14 protein-coding genes are annotated in these 17,422 nt (G+C 34.5%); all 14 read left to right on the forward strand.

The genetic code is table 11. The features are described 5' to 3' along the window. Window positions 1-796 (forward strand): N-acetylmuramoyl-L-alanine amidase (locus P7J58_RS00675; protein ID WP_398588749.1); only part of this gene is annotated, 796 nt, incomplete at its 5' end. A 77-nt stretch (window positions 797-873) separates the two neighbouring features. Then, window positions 874-1,302 carry a glycoside hydrolase family 73 protein gene (locus P7J58_RS00680; RefSeq protein ID WP_079267464.1) on the forward strand — a complete coding sequence of 143 codons (429 nt, stop codon included), beginning with the start codon at window positions 874-876 and terminating at the stop codon, window positions 1,300-1,302. Window positions 1,303-1,629: 327 nt separating this feature from the next. After that, window positions 1,630-2,778: a beta 1-4 rhamnosyltransferase Cps2T gene (gene cps2T, locus P7J58_RS00685; protein WP_408555305.1), complete on the forward strand. Its 1,149-nt coding sequence runs from the start codon at window positions 1,630-1,632 to the stop codon at window positions 2,776-2,778. After that, window positions 2,775-3,707, forward strand: a complete 933-nt coding sequence (locus tag P7J58_RS00690) for a glycosyltransferase family 2 protein (RefSeq protein ID WP_408555304.1) — start codon at window positions 2,775-2,777, stop codon at window positions 3,705-3,707. Before cps2T ends, P7J58_RS00690 begins: the two co-directional genes overlap by 4 nt. 2 nt (window positions 3,708-3,709) lie before the next feature. Beyond that, on the forward strand, window positions 3,710-4,513 hold the full coding sequence (locus tag P7J58_RS00695; RefSeq protein ID WP_024375697.1) for an ABC transporter permease: 804 nt from the start codon (window positions 3,710-3,712) through the stop codon (window positions 4,511-4,513). After that, the gene (locus P7J58_RS00700; RefSeq protein ID WP_408547878.1) at window positions 4,513-5,739 is read left to right on the forward strand and encodes an ABC transporter ATP-binding protein; all 1,227 of its coding nucleotides are present in this window, start codon (window positions 4,513-4,515) and stop codon (window positions 5,737-5,739) included. The genes P7J58_RS00695 and P7J58_RS00700 overlap by 1 nt, the downstream gene beginning before the upstream one ends. 17 nt (window positions 5,740-5,756) lie before the next feature. Beyond that, entirely contained in the window at window positions 5,757-7,481 is a 1,725-nt protein-coding gene (locus P7J58_RS00705; protein ID WP_408555303.1) for a glycosyltransferase family 4 protein, read from the forward strand. Further along, the gene (locus P7J58_RS00710) at window positions 7,481-9,226 is read left to right on the forward strand and encodes a rhamnan synthesis F family protein (RefSeq protein ID WP_408555302.1); all 1,746 of its coding nucleotides are present in this window, start codon (window positions 7,481-7,483) and stop codon (window positions 9,224-9,226) included. Before P7J58_RS00705 ends, P7J58_RS00710 begins: the two co-directional genes overlap by 1 nt. After that, window positions 9,226-11,715 (forward strand): LTA synthase family protein, encoded by a 2,490-nt coding sequence (locus tag P7J58_RS00715; RefSeq protein ID WP_408555301.1) that lies wholly within the window; start codon window positions 9,226-9,228, stop codon window positions 11,713-11,715. The genes P7J58_RS00710 and P7J58_RS00715 overlap by 1 nt, the downstream gene beginning before the upstream one ends. A 9-nt stretch (window positions 11,716-11,724) precedes the next feature. Continuing rightward, window positions 11,725-13,023, forward strand: a complete 1,299-nt coding sequence (locus tag P7J58_RS00720) for a DUF2142 domain-containing protein (protein WP_408555300.1) — start codon at window positions 11,725-11,727, stop codon at window positions 13,021-13,023. A gap of 51 nt (window positions 13,024-13,074) precedes the next feature. After that, window positions 13,075-13,833, forward strand: a complete 759-nt coding sequence (locus P7J58_RS00725; RefSeq protein ID WP_024382925.1) for a DUF4422 domain-containing protein — start codon at window positions 13,075-13,077, stop codon at window positions 13,831-13,833. Beyond that, window positions 13,834-15,297, forward strand: coding sequence for a flippase (locus P7J58_RS00730; RefSeq protein ID WP_024375704.1), 1,464 nt, complete (start codon window positions 13,834-13,836; stop codon window positions 15,295-15,297). Then, window positions 15,297-16,406 carry a UDP-galactopyranose mutase gene (gene glf / locus P7J58_RS00735; protein ID WP_408555299.1) on the forward strand — a complete coding sequence of 370 codons (1,110 nt, stop codon included), beginning with the start codon at window positions 15,297-15,299 and terminating at the stop codon, window positions 16,404-16,406. Before P7J58_RS00730 ends, glf begins: the two co-directional genes overlap by 1 nt. 26 nt (window positions 16,407-16,432) lie before the next feature. Beyond that, a complete protein-coding gene (locus tag P7J58_RS00740; RefSeq protein WP_408555298.1) occupies window positions 16,433-17,422 on the forward strand; it encodes a glycosyltransferase family 8 protein in 990 nt (329 codons plus the stop codon).

Genomic DNA, 17,422 nt, shown 5'->3' on the forward strand with positions numbered 1-17,422 from the left:
AGGAGGTCAGGATGATATTGTTTGGCATGAAGCATCACGCCAGTCAGACGGTAGCTACCTTGCAAGAATTAACAAAAACCAACATAAATATAGTTCAGGGAAGTACATTTCGCACGTTTACTACCGCGGAACAGATGGAAGTATGACAGCAGTTGGCGGTACTAGTGTTGAATTGCCATCAACACGCTCCTACACAGTCTATATTGACCCAGGACATGGAGGGCGAGACTCAGGAGCTTCTTATGGAGGTGTACATGAAAAAAATCTTGCATTGTCTGTTTCAAATAAGTTGCGTGAAAATCTCTTGAAATATGGAATCAATGTTTTGATGACCCGTACAGGCGATTATGATGTAGACTTCAAAACAGAGAGGTCACGAATGACGAATGCAAGCAACGCAGACTTATTTATTAGTATCCATTTTAATGCGACGGGAGCAGGAGTTTCGAATGCGACTGGTATCGAAACATACTGGTATCAATACGATCCGGAATACCAACCTAAAATTAATAAAGAAATGCATAATAACCCTACTCGTTTAGCTGAAAGTGAGATTTTAGCCAACAAGGTTCAGGAGAGTTTAATTAAAGAAACAGGTGCAGTTAACCGTGGTGTAAGAAGAGAAACTTTTGCAGTCCTTCGCGAGACAGCAATTCCTGCCATTCTAGTGGAGCTAGGATTTATGGATAATCCTTCGGAATTACAAGTTATCAAACAAGACTCTTATCACACTCGCCTTGCGAAAGCATTGGCACAAGGTGTGATGAACTGGTATGGTGCTGTTGAGGGAAAGTAGGAACTGCAGGTACAGGTATTGAAACAGGAAAACTTTCTAATGATCAAAAAAGTTTCATAGCTAATCTAGTACCTGCAATTGAGCAAAGTTCAAAAGCTAATTCTATCCTTTCGAGCGTCATGTTATCTCAAGCCATCCTCGAAAGTGCATGGGGAACGTCATACTTGGCGACTCATGGGAATAATCTTTTTGGCATCAAAGCGGATGCTGCGTGGACGGGTGCTACAATTGAAATCATTACCAATGAATACCGTGATGGTGAGAAGAAGCAAGAAAAGCACTTGTTTAGAAAATATAATTCATGGAATGAAAGTGTAGCAGACTATGCTAAGTTCTTTACCTCTACTCCGTGGAGAATAAAAAATTACCAGAGTTTCAGAGAGGCAACTGATTATCAACAAGCGATTCTTGCGCTAAGACAATCAGGATATGCTACTGATCCGAAATATGGTGAAAAATTACGATCAATTATTGAAAATTATAAATTATACTATCTTGATAGCTAACTCAATAAATTGTCTTGACTATTCGCCTATCGGGGTAAAATTATAATAAATTTTTTCTATTTAAAATAAAATTTGAAAAGACTACTTATGGTATGCAGTTAAATTGTAGTGGACTGTCATATTAAGTGGTCTTTTTATTGCTAAAATAATAAAATAAGTTTAAATGGTATTTAACTTGAATGTAAAATATAAGTAATTGAAGTATATATTAAAGCAATATAAAATGAATAGAACATTCTGTTTTTTGTCAGCAAACTAGGATAGAATTAGGAAAAAAAACTAAAAAATGGTATAATGAAAAGAACTGCAATTTGATGGAGAGGATTCATGAAACACGTTTTTATTATCGGTAGTCGTGGACTGCCAGCAAAATATGGTGGCTTTGAGACCTTTGTCCAACAATTGGTCAGTCACCAGCAATCTGAGAAGATTTGTTATCATGTGGCTTGTTTATCGGATACAAGTCATCACCAACATTCGACCTACCTAGGTGCAGATTGCTTCACCATTAATCCACCAAAACTTGGACCAGCTCGTGTGATTGCTTATGATATGATGGCGATCACTTATGCCCTTAAAATCATTAAGGAACAGCAGATAGAGCGACCAATTTTCTATATCTTGGGAAATACCATAGGTGGCTTCATAGTACCTTTTGCGAAACAGATTCACTCTGTTGGAGGTACCTTGTTTGTCAATCCAGATGGTTTGGAATGGAAACGGGCCAAGTGGGCTAAGCCAGTCCAAAGGTATCTAAAATTTTCTGAAAAAATGATGGTCAAATATGCTGATTTGATTATTGCTGATAATGAGGGAATTGAGGATTATATTCAATCTGAATACTCGGCTACCAATACACGCTTTATTGCCTATGGTACAGATTTAAGTCCGACTAAGTTAATAAAAGAATCTGAACAAGTTCGTCAATATTTTACAAATTGGAACATTAAAGAGAAAGAATTTTATCTGATTATCGGTCGTTTTGTACCTGAGAATAACTATGTGATAGCAATTAAGGAGTTTATGGCAAGCAACACGAGACGTGATTTAGTCATCGTTGCAAACCATGAAGGCTCTGCCTATTTTCAAAAATTGAAAGATGAGACAGGCTTTATATCCGATAAGAGGATTAAGTTTGTAGGAACAGTATATGACCAAGAACTACTTAAGTATCTGCGCCAAGAATGTCGAGCTTATATTCATGGACATGAAGTTGGAGGAACCAATCCTAGTCTCCTAGAAGCGCTGGCGCAAACCAATGAAAATTTGGTTTTAGGCGTTGATTTTAACCGCAAAGTTGCCCTAGAAGGTGCTCGGTATTGGAGTAAGGAGTCAGGTAGCCTGAGTCAATTAATTAACCAAATTGATGAGAATGCTGAAGCGGTGGAATTAGGAGAAATTGCGAAAAAACACATGAAGGATGAATACACCTGGGAAAAAATCGTCCAAGAGTACGAGGAATTATTTTTACAATGAAAGTAAACATACTCATGTCGACCTACAATGGTCAACAGTTCTTAGCTGAGCAAATTCGTTCTATTCAAGAACAGACTTACACAGACTGGACACTGTTCATTCGTGATGATGGTTCCAGTGATCGAACTAGAGAGATTATTAAAGATTTTGCTGAACAAGATCAGCGAATTCACTTCATAGATGTTGAGACAGACGAAAATCTCGGTGTCATCAAAAGTTTTCATAGGCTAGTTCATTATGATACTGCTGATTTCTATTTTTTCAGTGACCAAGATGATGTTTGGCTGCCAAATAAACTGGAAGTTAGCCTGAAAAAAGCACAAGCCTATCCAACAAATTTGCCATTGATGGTTTATATGGACCTCAAAGTTGTCAATCAAAATCTAGAGGTTATGGTAGAAAGCATGGTAAAATCTCAATCTCATCATGCCAATACGGAATTGGTGCAAGAGTTGACTGAGAATACTGTGACTGGCGGTGTCGCCATGATTAATCATCATCTTGCTGAAATGTGGCAAGTAACTGAGGATATTTTGATGCATGATTGGTATCTGGCCCTGCTTGCGTCAGCCTTTGGAAACCTGGTGTTTATTAATCTACCAGGGGAACTTTATCGTCAACATTCGGATAATGTCTTAGGAGCTCGAACTCTATCAAAACGCTTTAAAAAATGGATTCGTCCACATATTTTATTTGCAGTCTATTGGGATTTGATAAAAAATAGTCAAAAACAAGCCCGACACTTACTACAAATGCCTCTATCTCAGTCAAATAGAGAATTAATTGAAGCATTTGTAACCATTATGGATAAACCAATGCTAGAACGATTCAGGATTTTGAGAAAATATGGATTGAGGAAAAATAAGGCTTTTCACACCTTCGTGTTTACAACACTGATTGTGACAAAGTTTGCTTATATTAAGGAGTAAATATGGAATTGTTTTCCACAAAAAATCGAATTCTTTTGAAAGAATTGATTAAAACTGATTTTAAACTCAGGTATCAGGGGTCAGTCATTGGCTACCTTTGGTCTATTTTAAAACCACTCATGTTATTTGCAATTATGTATGTGGTGTTCATTCATTTCTTACGCTTAGGTGGAGATGTACCACACTTTCCAGTCGCACTATTACTAGGAAATGTCATTTGGTCATTTTTCTCAGAAGCGACAAATATGGGCATGGTTTCCATTGTAAATCGTGGTGACTTGCTTCGAAAGTTAAATTTTCCTAAAGAAATTATTGTCTTGTCATCTATTTTTGGAGCAGCCATTAATTTTTCTATTAACTTAGTTGTTGTATTGATTTTTTCAATCTTTAATGGCGTTCAATTTTCATGGACAATTCTTTTGGCTATTCCATTGTTTTTAGAACTATTTCTTTTAGCCACGGGTATTGCCTTTATCTTGTCAACATTTTTTGTTAGATTTCGTGATTTATCACAAATTTGGGAAGTCATTATGCAGGCAGGCATGTATGCAACACCGATTATCTACTCATTATCTTTCGTGATGAATCAGAGTGAGTTGGCTGCCAAGTTGATTATGCTAAACCCAATGGCACAGATTATTCAAGACATGCGTTATTTCGTTATTGATAAGGCCAACCTTCCAGTATGGCAGGTCATTAGTAATAAGGCAATTGTTTTGATTCCTTATTTGATTCCGATTATCGTTTTTGTGATTGGTGTCAATGTTTTTAACAAGCATTCTAAGAAATTTGCGGAGATTCTCTAATGACAGAAAAGAATATTGCAGTAAAAGTAGATCATGTCAGCAAGTTTTTTAAGTTACCAACTGAGGCAACACAGAGCTTGCGAACAACAATGGTCAATCGGCTGAGAGGTATAAAAGGATATAGGGAGCATCATGTCCTAAAAGATGTCTCTTTTGAAGTGGAAAAGGGTGATTTTTTTGGTATTCTTGGTCGAAATGGGTCGGGGAAATCGACACTTTTGAAGATCATTTCTCAAATCTATGTCCCTGAAAAAGGTTCTGTTATTGTCGATGGAAAACTGGTTTCCTTCATTGAGTTGGGAGTTGGTTTTAACCCTGAATTGACGGGTCGTGAAAATGTATATCTGAATGGTGCTCTTCTTGGTTTTTCTCAGGAAGAAATCGATTCCATGTATGATGACATCGTTGATTTTGCGGAACTCCGTGACTTCATGCATCAAAAACTAAAAAACTACTCTAGTGGTATGCAGGTGCGTCTAGCCTTTTCAGTTGCTATCAAGGCCCAAGGTGACATCTTGGTTCTCGACGAAGTTTTGGCAGTTGGGGATGAAGCTTTTCAACGGAAGTGTAATGACTATTTCTTGGAACGCAAGAAAAGTGGGAAAACAACCATTTTAGTAACGCACGATATGGGAGCGGTGAAAAAGTATTGTAATAAGGCTGTGTTGATTGAGAATGGTTTAGTGAAGACATTTGGAAATCCAGACGATGTAGCAAATCAATATAGTTTGGATAATGTATCTCAACCTGTTAAAATTCAACAAACGGTTGAAGCAGAAGAAACTATTCAGGAACAAGCAAAGCCAAAAGTTGAAAATTTTCATGTTGAAATGTTATCTTCACAGACAGTTTCACCGATAGACGAGCTTGTATTTGAGTTCTCATATCAAGTATTAGAGAATGATCTGAAGACACATATAGCTTTTTCATTTATTGATGTAGATACTAATGTTGGTGTCTATAATGATAATTCATGGGATAATATGCAAAGTGGTGCAGGACATAAAAAGTTGATTTATAAATGTAAGTTACCATACTTTAATAGAGCTAAATTGAAATTGATTGCCAGAGTCAGAGATGAAAAACAAAATGATTTGGCAATTTCTTCAGGAGAAAAACCACCAGTTTTCATTTTGGAAAGAAAGGTTCCAATTACTCTATTTTCAGAATATGATTCTAATACAGGTATGCTACATAGAAACGGAGCATGGGAAACGACGGATTGAAATTTTGGAGGCGTCAGATGAATGTATTATTTATTTCACCAACTGGTACATTAGATAATGGTGCGGAGATCTCTATAGTAAATCTAATGAGGTATTTAAGTGAAGTTGGGATTAATGTTCACAATGTATTTCCAGAGAGCCAACATTCTACTTCTCAGAAATATACAGAAACAATGCTTGAGTATGGGATTGTTGGACACCCAGTTTCAACTGTTCAATGGTGGTGGGAAGAGGCGCCAAACTCTAAAGATATTCGTCCAGATTTATTATCATTTTCTTACCAACATGCAGTTTCAAAGATACGACAAATCATTCGTGATAAGGAAATAGATTTAGTCATTAGTAATACTGTCAATGTGTTTCAAGGCGCTGTTGCTGCAGCATGTGAAGATGTCCGTCATATCTACTTAATTCATGAATTTCCATTTGGTGAGTTTGAATATTATAAAAATAAAATTGAGTTTATAGATCAATATTCAGATGCGATTTATGCAGTTAAAGGAGAATTGTTTAATAACTTAAGTAATTATTTCTCTAAGGAGAAATTGAAAGAATTTATTCCCTACTCTGCTGTAAAATACTATGAAAATATAGTTGGCGAAGAAACTCGAATTGTTTCTATAGGAAAATTGACTGAACGTAAGAATCAATTAGAGCTTATTACAGCGTACCATAAACTAGGTAGACCGGACATACCACTTGTCTTTATTGGAGCTTGGGAGGAAAACTACAAGCAAAAGTGTGACTTATATATCCAGAATAATGAGTTGAACAATGTACACTTTTTAGGCTATCAGAAAGAGCCATGGAGTTTGGTAACTGATCAAGATATTTGCGTATTTACTTCAAAGTTAGAGACATTTGGTTTGGTATATATAGAGGCTTTATTAAATGCTATCCCAACAATTATTTCAAACAATCCAGGTCATTTATCTGTATTTGATATTTTTCAAAATGGAACCCTCTACCCTTTGGGGGATTGCGATAGTTTGGTGATTGAAATTAATAGGTTGATTGAGGAATTTTCATTTTATAAAGCTAAGGCAAGAGCAGTAGTTGAAGAATATCGAAAATTTTACAAAGTGCAGAATGTTTATAAAACATTGATTTTAGATATAACATTAGAACAAGTGCCTGTTAAGAAATCACTTCGCGATATTAATTTCTTGTTGGATTTTTCTATATCTAAAAAAGAGTTCTTGAATAGATTACAAAATCAAGTTTCAATTTATTTTTCAACGGAGGAGCAGCCATTTTCTGAAGAAAATAAGAAAGTTTATCAGTTAAGGTATGAAGATAAAATTGAAATTTTCATAGATGATAATATTACGGAATTAAGGGTAGATTTATCTGAACTACCTTCAATTTATTCAGATGTTAGAGTTTCTATAGCTGGAAATGATAACTATTTAAATCCGATACAATCCAACGGTCTCCAATATAAAAATGGATACATATTCTTAGAATTAGATCCATATCTTGTTTATGATGTTAGGGCCTATGCTGGAAAAACTGCCTGCATCGAATATGCATCCGTAATGTCGGGCAACCTAGCCTCAAGTGGTGGAACTGAGATTCTAGAGTCAATTAGAAATAAGTTTCAAGCTGTCGAAATTTTAAAGGAAAGTCTTAAGGAGAGAGAAAGAGAACTTGAGAAAGTTCGACAGGATTATCAGGCTATTGTTACATCTCGCCGATGGATTATTGCAACGAAACTAATTAATTTTTTTAGGAGAAAATAATGAAACGATTACTATTGTATGTCCATTACAATAAGTATGACAATTTAAGTTCCCATGTTGTTTACCAACTGGAGAAAATGCGTCCCTTATTTGAAGAAGTTCTATTCATTTCAAATAGTAAATTATCAAAGTTAGACCAAGAACGATTAGAAACATCTGGTTTAATTACTGATTTTTTGCAAAGAAAAAATAGTGGTTTTGACTTTGTCGCATGGAAAGATGGATTTCAAAAGTTAGGTTTTGAGCATGTATCAAGCTATGACTCTGTGACCATTATGAACGATACTTGCTATGGTCCAATTTGGGATATCAAGGAAGTTTTTGAACGCTTTGAAAGTGACTTGTCTACAGATTTTTGGGGTATGACAAATCATCGAGCTACGGAACGTTTTAAAGAACACCTCCAGAGTTACTTTGTCACTTTTAAAAAGCAAGTTGTTCAATCGCCGGAATTTAAAAACTTCTGGTCGAATGTACGGGAGTATACAATTGTACAGGATGTTATTGATTATTTGGAATCGCCAGTAACCAATATTTTTGTGGATGCTGGATTTAACTATAAGGCAGTCTTTGATACAACAACCGAAGAGCTACATCATATGCCTTTACCAGATTTTTCATATTATAATGTTGCGAAGATAATTGAAAAAAGGGTACCTTTTATCAAAGTAAAAGCCTTGGAAGGAAATCCCCAGCAAACTTCTTTTGTAATTGATGAATTGGCACAGATTTCAGAGTATCCTACCGAGCTTATTGTTGAACATATGTCAAACATGTTCACTCCAGCAGCCTATAACTTATTAAAGTACAAGTATTTAGATAAGAATATCCAACCTGAATTTTTGGATAAAAAGGTAGCGATTCACCTACATACTTATTATGTTGATCTTTTGGAAAGTTTTCTAGATATTTTTTCAACCTTTACTTTTGAATATGATCTATATTTGACAACTGATAAGGAAGACAAAGCTGATCAAATTCGAGAGATTTTATCAAAAAGAGAAGCGATTGCCTCTGTCCACATCACTGGAAACCGTGGAAGAGATGTTCTTCCAATGCTAAAATTGAAAGAACAGCTATCGAATTATGATTTTATCGGGCATTTTCATACAAAAAAATCACTTGAAGCTGAATTTTGGGCTGGAGAATCATGGAGAAGAGAGTTGCTAGAAATGTTAGTGAAACCATCGGACGCGATTGTTTCACAACTTGCTCAGAATGATAAATTAGGACTAGTAATTGCTGATATTCCAACTTATTTCCGTTATATCTCTTTGGATCCATTTTATGAAGGTGCCTTATCTACGGATATGAATGTGCTATGGGAAAGAATGGGAATGAAGAAAGAGTTGGATTTTCAGGAATTTTCTACCTATGTCATGAGTTATGGTACCTATGTATGGTTTAGGTATGATGCCCTAAAACCATTATTTGATATTGATATTCAAGACGAAGAAGTGCCAGAAGAGCCTCTGCCTCTTGCAACAATTCTTCATTCTATTGAGAGGATGCTGGTGTATATTGCTTGGGGCAATGACTATGATTTCCTCATTTCAAAAAATCCAGTTACCTTGCCACCTTTTGTAGATGTCACTTTATTGAATAAGAGAGAAGGAATTCGCTTTAACCCTGTTGCACCAGTTGATTTTACTTATTTCGGAGGCTTAACAGGTGCCTTGAAATATTTCTTCTTTATCAATAAGTCAATTGCAAAATATGTAGTGAAACGGTTATTGAAGCGATGATGAACAAGTTAAAAGATTTATTAGTTTTGAAAAACTATGAGAATTTTCTCCAATCGATTCCCTACTCTAAATTTGCGTATTACACCTCTGTTATAGTAGCTATTTTTTTGTTAATTTTTATTGGTTCGATTATACCAGTTCAATCATTATTGGCTAGCCAAGAGACCTTTTCAGCTCAGTTACCTTTCTGGTTGGGGCTATCAGGTATAATTATTTTATATTTTGCAAGTTTGTTTTCTAGAGTATTAAATCTAAAAAATTTTTTGCAGTTTCTACTTGCATACTTTTTTATATTGATTATATCTTATGGTATTTTTTTAGGGATAAATATTAATAACCCTACTATTGATATGTGGGATTTCAGTGGAAATGGATTTTTCCAGTTAAAAGTTATTAGAACAATATTCTCTATTCTTTTATTGGCATACGTTGTCCGTTTTAGTCCAAGGTTAAACGCACTTATTCAAAAATACATAATCTGTCTGAATGAAACATTCTTGATTTCAACTATATTAGTTTATTGCATCCTCAGCAATAGTTTGTTTATTGACTTCTTCAATCAACAGATTGGTAACAGTCTTTCTTTTGGTATTTTTGAATTTTTTAATGAGGTTAAAAATATTCTATTCTTACCATTTATTTTGGCATGGTGCGGATCAATTGTTACTTATAAAGCAGTTTGTGATTTTTGGGAAAATAGGTCTAGTATTTGGACGGCAACTTTTACCAGTGTTTTTCTTGCAGTTATCTTTAATTTTACTCTTCAACTCGGAATCAAAGGAGAGGAAAAGCTATTAGATCGTTATATATTTCAAGGGGCAGTTAGCTACCAGATTCTGATTCTATCTATTATTTTTTTACTGACTTATGTAGTAGTAAATAGGTATATTTCTTCAACTTTCCTAATTATTTTTGTTTTCTCTATTATCTCAACTGTCAATGCAGTTAAAGAAACAATGAGAAACGAGCCGCTATTGATAAGTGATTTTACTTGGATAACAGAACTAAGTACAGTTGCTGGTTTCGTTGATGGAAATATCATAGGCAAAATTATACAGTATTCTGTTCTATTAGTATCGATAACAATAGCGCTGCATTTTACTATTTTAAAAGGAAAAGTGATTGGGTATTGGAAAAAGCGTCTAGCACTAGCAGTTTCGTTGCTAGGAATTCTGGGAATGATTTTTAATATATTTTCAAATAGTGATCAAGGAAAAATAAAGGAAAATATTCCCATAATTTCCAATTTGAATAACAAGGATGATATAGCTTGGTTTGGTTTTTCGACAAATGCTCGCTACAAGTCGTTAATGTATGTTTGGACAAAGCAGTTGACGAAGCAAATAATGATAAAACCAGAAGCGTACAGTAAAGAAAAAATAGAAGAAATTGTTAATAAATACAGTAAACTAGCATCTGAAATTAATCAGTCAAGAACAAGTAATATAGAAGAACAGACGTTAATATTTGTTCTTAGTGAAAGTTTTTCAAATCCAGCACGTGTCCCAAATGTACAAGTTTCCAAAAATGTAATACCTAATATTGAAGAAATAATGAGTCAAACTACAAGTGGGATAATGAAATCAGATGCCTATGGTGGTGGAACTGCAAATATGGAATTTCAATCTTTGAGTGGCTTGCCTTTCTATAATTTTTCATCCTCTGTTTCTTTGGCCTATATTGAAGTTGTTCCAAAATTGAATTATTTTCCGTCTATTAGTAATTATTTTGCTCCAGAGGACAGAATAGTGATTCATCCTGCAAGTGCTAAAAATTATAATAGAAATAATATTTATAAGGATCTAGGTTTTAGCAAGTTTATTGCACAGTCAGACACGGATTTCCCAATAGGTAATCCTGTTGCTGTAGGTGCTTTGATTGGCGATCAGACTGTCTATTCAAATGTTTTAGATAACATTCAACAAGATAAAAGTCAGTTCTTCTCTGTCATTACGATGCAAAATCATTCACCATGGATTGCAAGTGAACCTTCGGAAATCCTTGCAACAGGTGTAGGGTTTACAACAGAAGAAAATGAAAAATTGACAAGCTATTCTCGATTGCTTAGTTATACAGATGAGGCAACAAGAGAATTTTTAAATCGTCTATCAGAGTTGGATAAAAAAGTTACATTAGTATTTTACGGTGACCATTTGCCAGGCTTGTATCCACAAGCGACATTTAAAGAAAAACCAGAAAGTCAGTTTCAAACGGATTATTTCATTTGGAGTAATAAAGATACCCAAAAACTAAACTATCCGTATCTGAACTCTAGTGATTTTACAGCAGCTTTATTTGAACATACTAATTCTAGGGTCTCACCTTATGTTGCATTATTGACAGAAGTATTAAATAAAGCGTCCATTGATAAAATAGATTTAACAGAAGAAGGTAAAACTGTTGCAGATGATTTGTATTTATTACAATATGATATAACAGTAGGGAAAGGATATATTCAAGATTATTTATCTTTTTTTGAAATTAACTAGGAGAGACATATGAAAATCGAAAAAATATTCTTATATCTAGCGATATGCATGATTGGTATTTCTGTTTTCTTCATGCCAGCTACAGAAGTTCCAGATGAGGTGAAACATGCGGATATAGCATGGCATATTTTGTATCCGGATTCAGATCACATTATGGATTGGGAAGCTAAGAATGATATTATCAATAATCCCCAGCCAGCTGATGCAGACGTAAACTGGAGTCTATTTCAGCAGTTTTTTGTTGAAAAGATTGATACAGAACAAATTTCATCACGCTTTAACTTTGAACTAAAAAGTATTTCATATCTTCCTCAATTTATTGGGATGTATATAGGTAAGTTAATCTATCCTTCCTTGGGGGTTATATTGACATTTGGTCGTTTAGTAAATGCTGCAGTCTATATTATTGCGATTTTCTACTTCATTAAATTTATTCGTTCAGGGAAAGAAGTTCTATTATTTGTTTCTCTATTGCCGATGATGATTCAACAAGCAGGTTCACTTTCATATGATGTATTAAATCATGTTGCTATTGCGGGTTTCTTTACCTTCATTATCAATCTTTTGGATAGAAGAACATTTGGAATAAAACATCTTTTTCAGCTTTTGGCTATAGCAATTTTATTGGCAGTTGTAAAATTAAATAATATTTTCTTATTAGCCGTTCTTGCTTTTGTCAATTTTGAATGTATAGATAGACTGACATTGTTCAATCCGTTTCTGAAGTGGTTTCAGAAACATCGTCTAGTTGTCCTATCACTACTCTCTCTCTTGGTTGCAGTGGTAGCAGGTGTTTATATCCACCAAACCGTTGGGGTGAAACAATTTGCTACAATGATGTTTAATACCTTGATGAACAATAATTTAAATGGAGCTTTGAATACATTTCTCACTACAGGTATTTTTGGTTACTTTGGTTGGTTAACAATCCCGTTACCATTATGGGTTGTCTTCTTTGACATATTTGTCCTAACACTTTTATTGTTTGTGGATAATAGTTTTGAACTGCCTAAATCAGAGGCAATCGTGCTAGGCATGGTTTTTCCAGTACAAGTAGCTATTATTATTGCAATTATGTACTTCTTATGGACGCCACAAATTTTGGGTGAAAATGCTTCTATTTCAGTAGGAACTCAAGGAAGATACTTTACACCATTTTTGTTATATCTATATCCTCTCTGTGCAGGTTGGAAAAAAAATATAAATATAGATATTGTCGAAAAGACAAAAGTGAATTTGATAGTAGGAACACTAGCTTTTAATTTTATAGTATATCTTATTTTGATTGGAGTATATTACTGGTTTTAGAGAGTGTTTTTGTAATAGATTATGACGAGATTAAATTAAAATGGAGAGACTATGTCAATTTATATTATTACCCATAAAGTTTTTGAAGAGTTCACAGAACTTAATGACTATAAAACATTGTTAGTTGGAGCAGATAAGAATCAAGGGTTACCAAATTATCAACGCGACAATGATTTTATAGGAAATTTATCTTCTAAAAATAGCAACTATTGTGAATTAACAGGTGCCTATTGGATTATGAAACAAAGTAAAGATGACATTGTCGGTTTGGTACACTATCGACGATTCTTTGCGAATGCTTCTGGCAATGCACTTAGTATGGATGAAATTCAACAAGAACTTCAAGAATACGATATTATTCTCCCAGAGAAAATTACTGGAACTTTTTGTAAAATTCCTTGTGGAGCCAAAATGCACTTCATTACCGGGCATGGTAGAGAAGGTAAGGAAGCATGGGAGGCTTGTGCTAGAATAATAAAAAATAGTTTTCCAGAAATGTCATCAGCATTTGATAAGTTTGAAAAGGATAGAGAAGGTTATTTTTATAATATGTGTATTATGAACAAGACCGATTTCGATTCTTACCACACATGGTTATTCGATATCCTATTTCAATTAGAGAAAGAGATTGATGTAAAGTGTTATAGTAAATATAATCAGAGAATGTTTGGTTTTTTATCTGAGAGACTATTAACTTTTTGGGTGAAGTATCACAATATGAGGGTGAAAGAAGCACCAGTTATTTTTACGGAACCTATTTCGTTCATGGACAATATGAAACAATTAATTACTAGAAGACTGGAGAAGTAGATGTCAAATGAGGCAAAAGTTAGTTCTGTCAAATTGAATTTTGTAATGAACTTTATTTTAACTCTATCAGGAATAATTTTTCCATTAATAACATTTCCATACGCATCTAGAATTTTATTGCCGGTTGGGACAGGAAAAGTAGCTTTTGTTACCTCAGTAGTTTCCTATTTTACGATGATTGGAATGCTTGGTATTCCTACTTATGGAATTAGAGCTTGTGCAAAAGTAAGAGATGATAAAGAAAAATTATCAAAAACAGTTCAAGAATTGATGATAATCAATTTTATCATGATGACTGTAGCACTATTTTTCTATATACTTGCATTTAACTTTGTTCCTCGCTTTGCAGAAGATAAAGGACTGTTTATGCTAAATATAGCAGTCTTAGTCTTAAATTTAATAGGCTGTGATTGGTTATATAAAGGGTTGGAGCAGTACCAATATATTACTAAGCGTTCAGTTCTTTTTAAAGTGATTGCAGTCATTTTGATGTTTTTATTTGTTAAAGAGCAAGGTGATTATATTGCTTATGCAATAATCACTATATTAGCTAGTGTAGGTTCTTATATTTTTAATTTTGTCAATTTAAGAACTTTAATTAAGATACAACCTTATGACAATTTGGACATAAAACAACACATAAGACCGACACTTACCTTTTTTATGATGACAGTGGCAACTACAATTTATACAAGTTTAGACTCTGTTATGCTAGGATTTATGCTAGGCGATGAGTCGGTTGGGTACTATAATGCAGCTATAAATATAAAAAATGTTTTAGTGAGTTTAGTTACATCGCTTGGCGTTGTACTATTACCTCGTCTATCTGTATATATTCAGCAACAAAAACAGGAAGAATTTAAAGCATTAACTTCAAAAGCACTAACATTTGTTATATTTTCTAGTCTACCATTAACTATTTTTTTCATCTATTTTGCAGACTGGGCAGTTTATTTTTTATCAGGGATGTCATATACGGGAGCTATCGTTCCTATGCAAACTGTAATGCCTACATTGTTGTTTATAGGATTGTCAAATCTATTCGGTATTCAAATGTTGGTTCCCATGAATAAAGAAACGGTCGTAGTAAAATCTGTTTTTATAGGTGCGGTTGTCAACCTAGTATTAAATTCCATATTTATTCCAATACTTGGAGTAGTAGGTGCGGCTCTCGGTACACTTGTTGCAGAGTTCTTTGTTACTAGTTATCAAGCATTTATTTTGAAAGATATTTTGAAAGAAATAAATCGCCAAATAGAATTTTATAAATTTTTGCTTGCAGCAATTGTAGCGAGTGTTCCAGTTATTTTGCTTGCAAACTTACATAGCAATAATTCTTATTTTATTAACTTAGCGATATCAGCAATTTTATATGGTTCAATTTATTGTTTGTTGTTATTGCTACTGAGAGAGAGTAATAGTTTGGATATTTTAAAAAGTTTACAAAATAGAAGGGGGAACTGATGAAAACTTACGATTATCTAGTAGTTGGTGCAGGTTTGTTTGGTGCAGTATTTGCCCATGAAGCAGCCAAAAAAGGTAAAAAGGTAAAAGTGATCGAAAAACGTGACCACATCGCGGGTAATATCTACACCAAAGAAGTAGAAGGCATCCAGGTTCATGAATACGGTGCACATATCTTCCATACATCTGAAAAGGAAATCTGGGACTATGTCAATCAATTTGCGGAGTTCAATCGCTACACAAACTCTCCAGTTGCCAACTACAAGGGTGAAATCTACAACCTTCCATTCAACATGAATACCTTTAACAAGCTCTGGGGGGTGGTGACTCCTGCTGAAGCTGAAGCTAAAATTGCAGAGCAACGTGCTGTGTTGGGTGGAAAAACACCTGAGAACTTGGAAGAGCAAGCTATTTCCCTTGTAGGTACAGACATCTATGAAAAATTGATCAAGTCGTACACCGAGAAGCAGTGGGAAAAACCATGTACGGAGTTGCCTGCCTTTATCATCCGTCGTTTGCCAGTGCGTTTGACTTATGATAACAACTATTTCAACGATACCTATCAAGGCATTCCAATCGGTGGTTACACGCAGATTGTTGAAAAAATGTTGGAACATGAGAATATCGATGTGGAGACAAACGTTGATTTCTTTGCCAATAAAGAAGAATACTTGGCAACCTATCCAAAGATTGTCTTTACGGGTATGATTGATGAGTTCTTTGATTATGAGCTTGGTGAATTGGAATATCGTAGCCTTCGTTTTGAAACTGAAGTCTTGGATATGGAAAATTACCAAGGTAATGCGGTTGTCAACTATACAGATAGCGAGACACCATATACTCGAATAATCGAACACAAACATTTTGAGTTCGGAACTCAAGAAAAAACCATTATTACTCGTGAGTATTCGAAGACTTGGAAGCGTGGTGATGAGCCTTACTATCCAGTTAACAATGACCGTAATAATAAACTCTATACTGCCTATAAGCGCCTTGCAGAACAACAAGAAAATGTTATTTTCGGCGGCCGTCTGGGTCACTATCGTTACTACGATATGCACCAGGTTATCGGAGCAGCCTTGCAGTGTGTGAGAAATGAACTCTCATAGTTAAATAGTAATGATTAGGGTGACTAATGAATATAGTATATACACTAAATGATGGATTTGTGCCACAAGTTGCTACGAGCATGTGTTCGATTTTAGAAAATTCTTCCATGCCCAAACAAGCACATTTTTATCTTCTTTCAGAAGGAATATCGTCTGTTAATCAAAAGAAACTTTTAGAATTTGTTGAAAAATACGGTGCTTCAATTTCTTTTATTGAGTTAGAGAAGCTAGAAAATTACTTTGAATTCTCTTTTGATACAAATGGTTGGTCTTCCATTGTTTTAGCCAGACTTCTGATAGACAAGCTTTTACCAGAAGAAGTTGAACGTATCATTTATCTTGATGGTGACACCCTTGTCTTAGGAGATTTGTTCCAATTATGGGAAGAAGAACTTGGAGCGAAAATTATTGGTATGTCGCCTGAGCCAACAGTTGATTCGAATAGAAGGGCTGATTTAGATTTAGGTAGCCATTCTTATCATAATGCAGGTGTGATGCTAATTGATTTAAGAGGGTGGCGCGATAATAATATTGGTAGTAAAATATTAAGTTATTACCAAAATAAGAATGGTCAGTTGTTTGCAAATGACCAAGATGCGATTAATGGTGGTGTTAAGGAATATATTAAAACGTTATCAATTGCATATAACTATTTTAATATCTACGATACTTATCCTTACAAAACATTAGAGAAATTAAGTAGCCCAGCAAACTTTATTGACAAAGAATCATACAATCTTGCCAAAGCGAAGCCAGTCGTTATCCATTATCTAGGTGAGGAACGTCCATGGAGGCGTTGGAACACACATAAGTATAGGAATGAATATCACTTTTATTTAGAAAAAACTCCTTGGGACAACACTCCAATGGAGGAAGGCTGGTTCATTTACTTCCAATGTTTTAAAATATTCAATTTTGTAATGAAACCATTTCCGATGCTGAGATATAGAATAATTAATTCTCTAATCCCGGCGTTTATGAAGTTTAGAAAAATGAAATTACAAAAAAATAGGTAA

Source organism: Streptococcus suis (assembly GCF_046032535.1).
Taxonomy (GTDB): Bacteria; Bacillota; Bacilli; order Lactobacillales; family Streptococcaceae; genus Streptococcus; species Streptococcus suis_AK.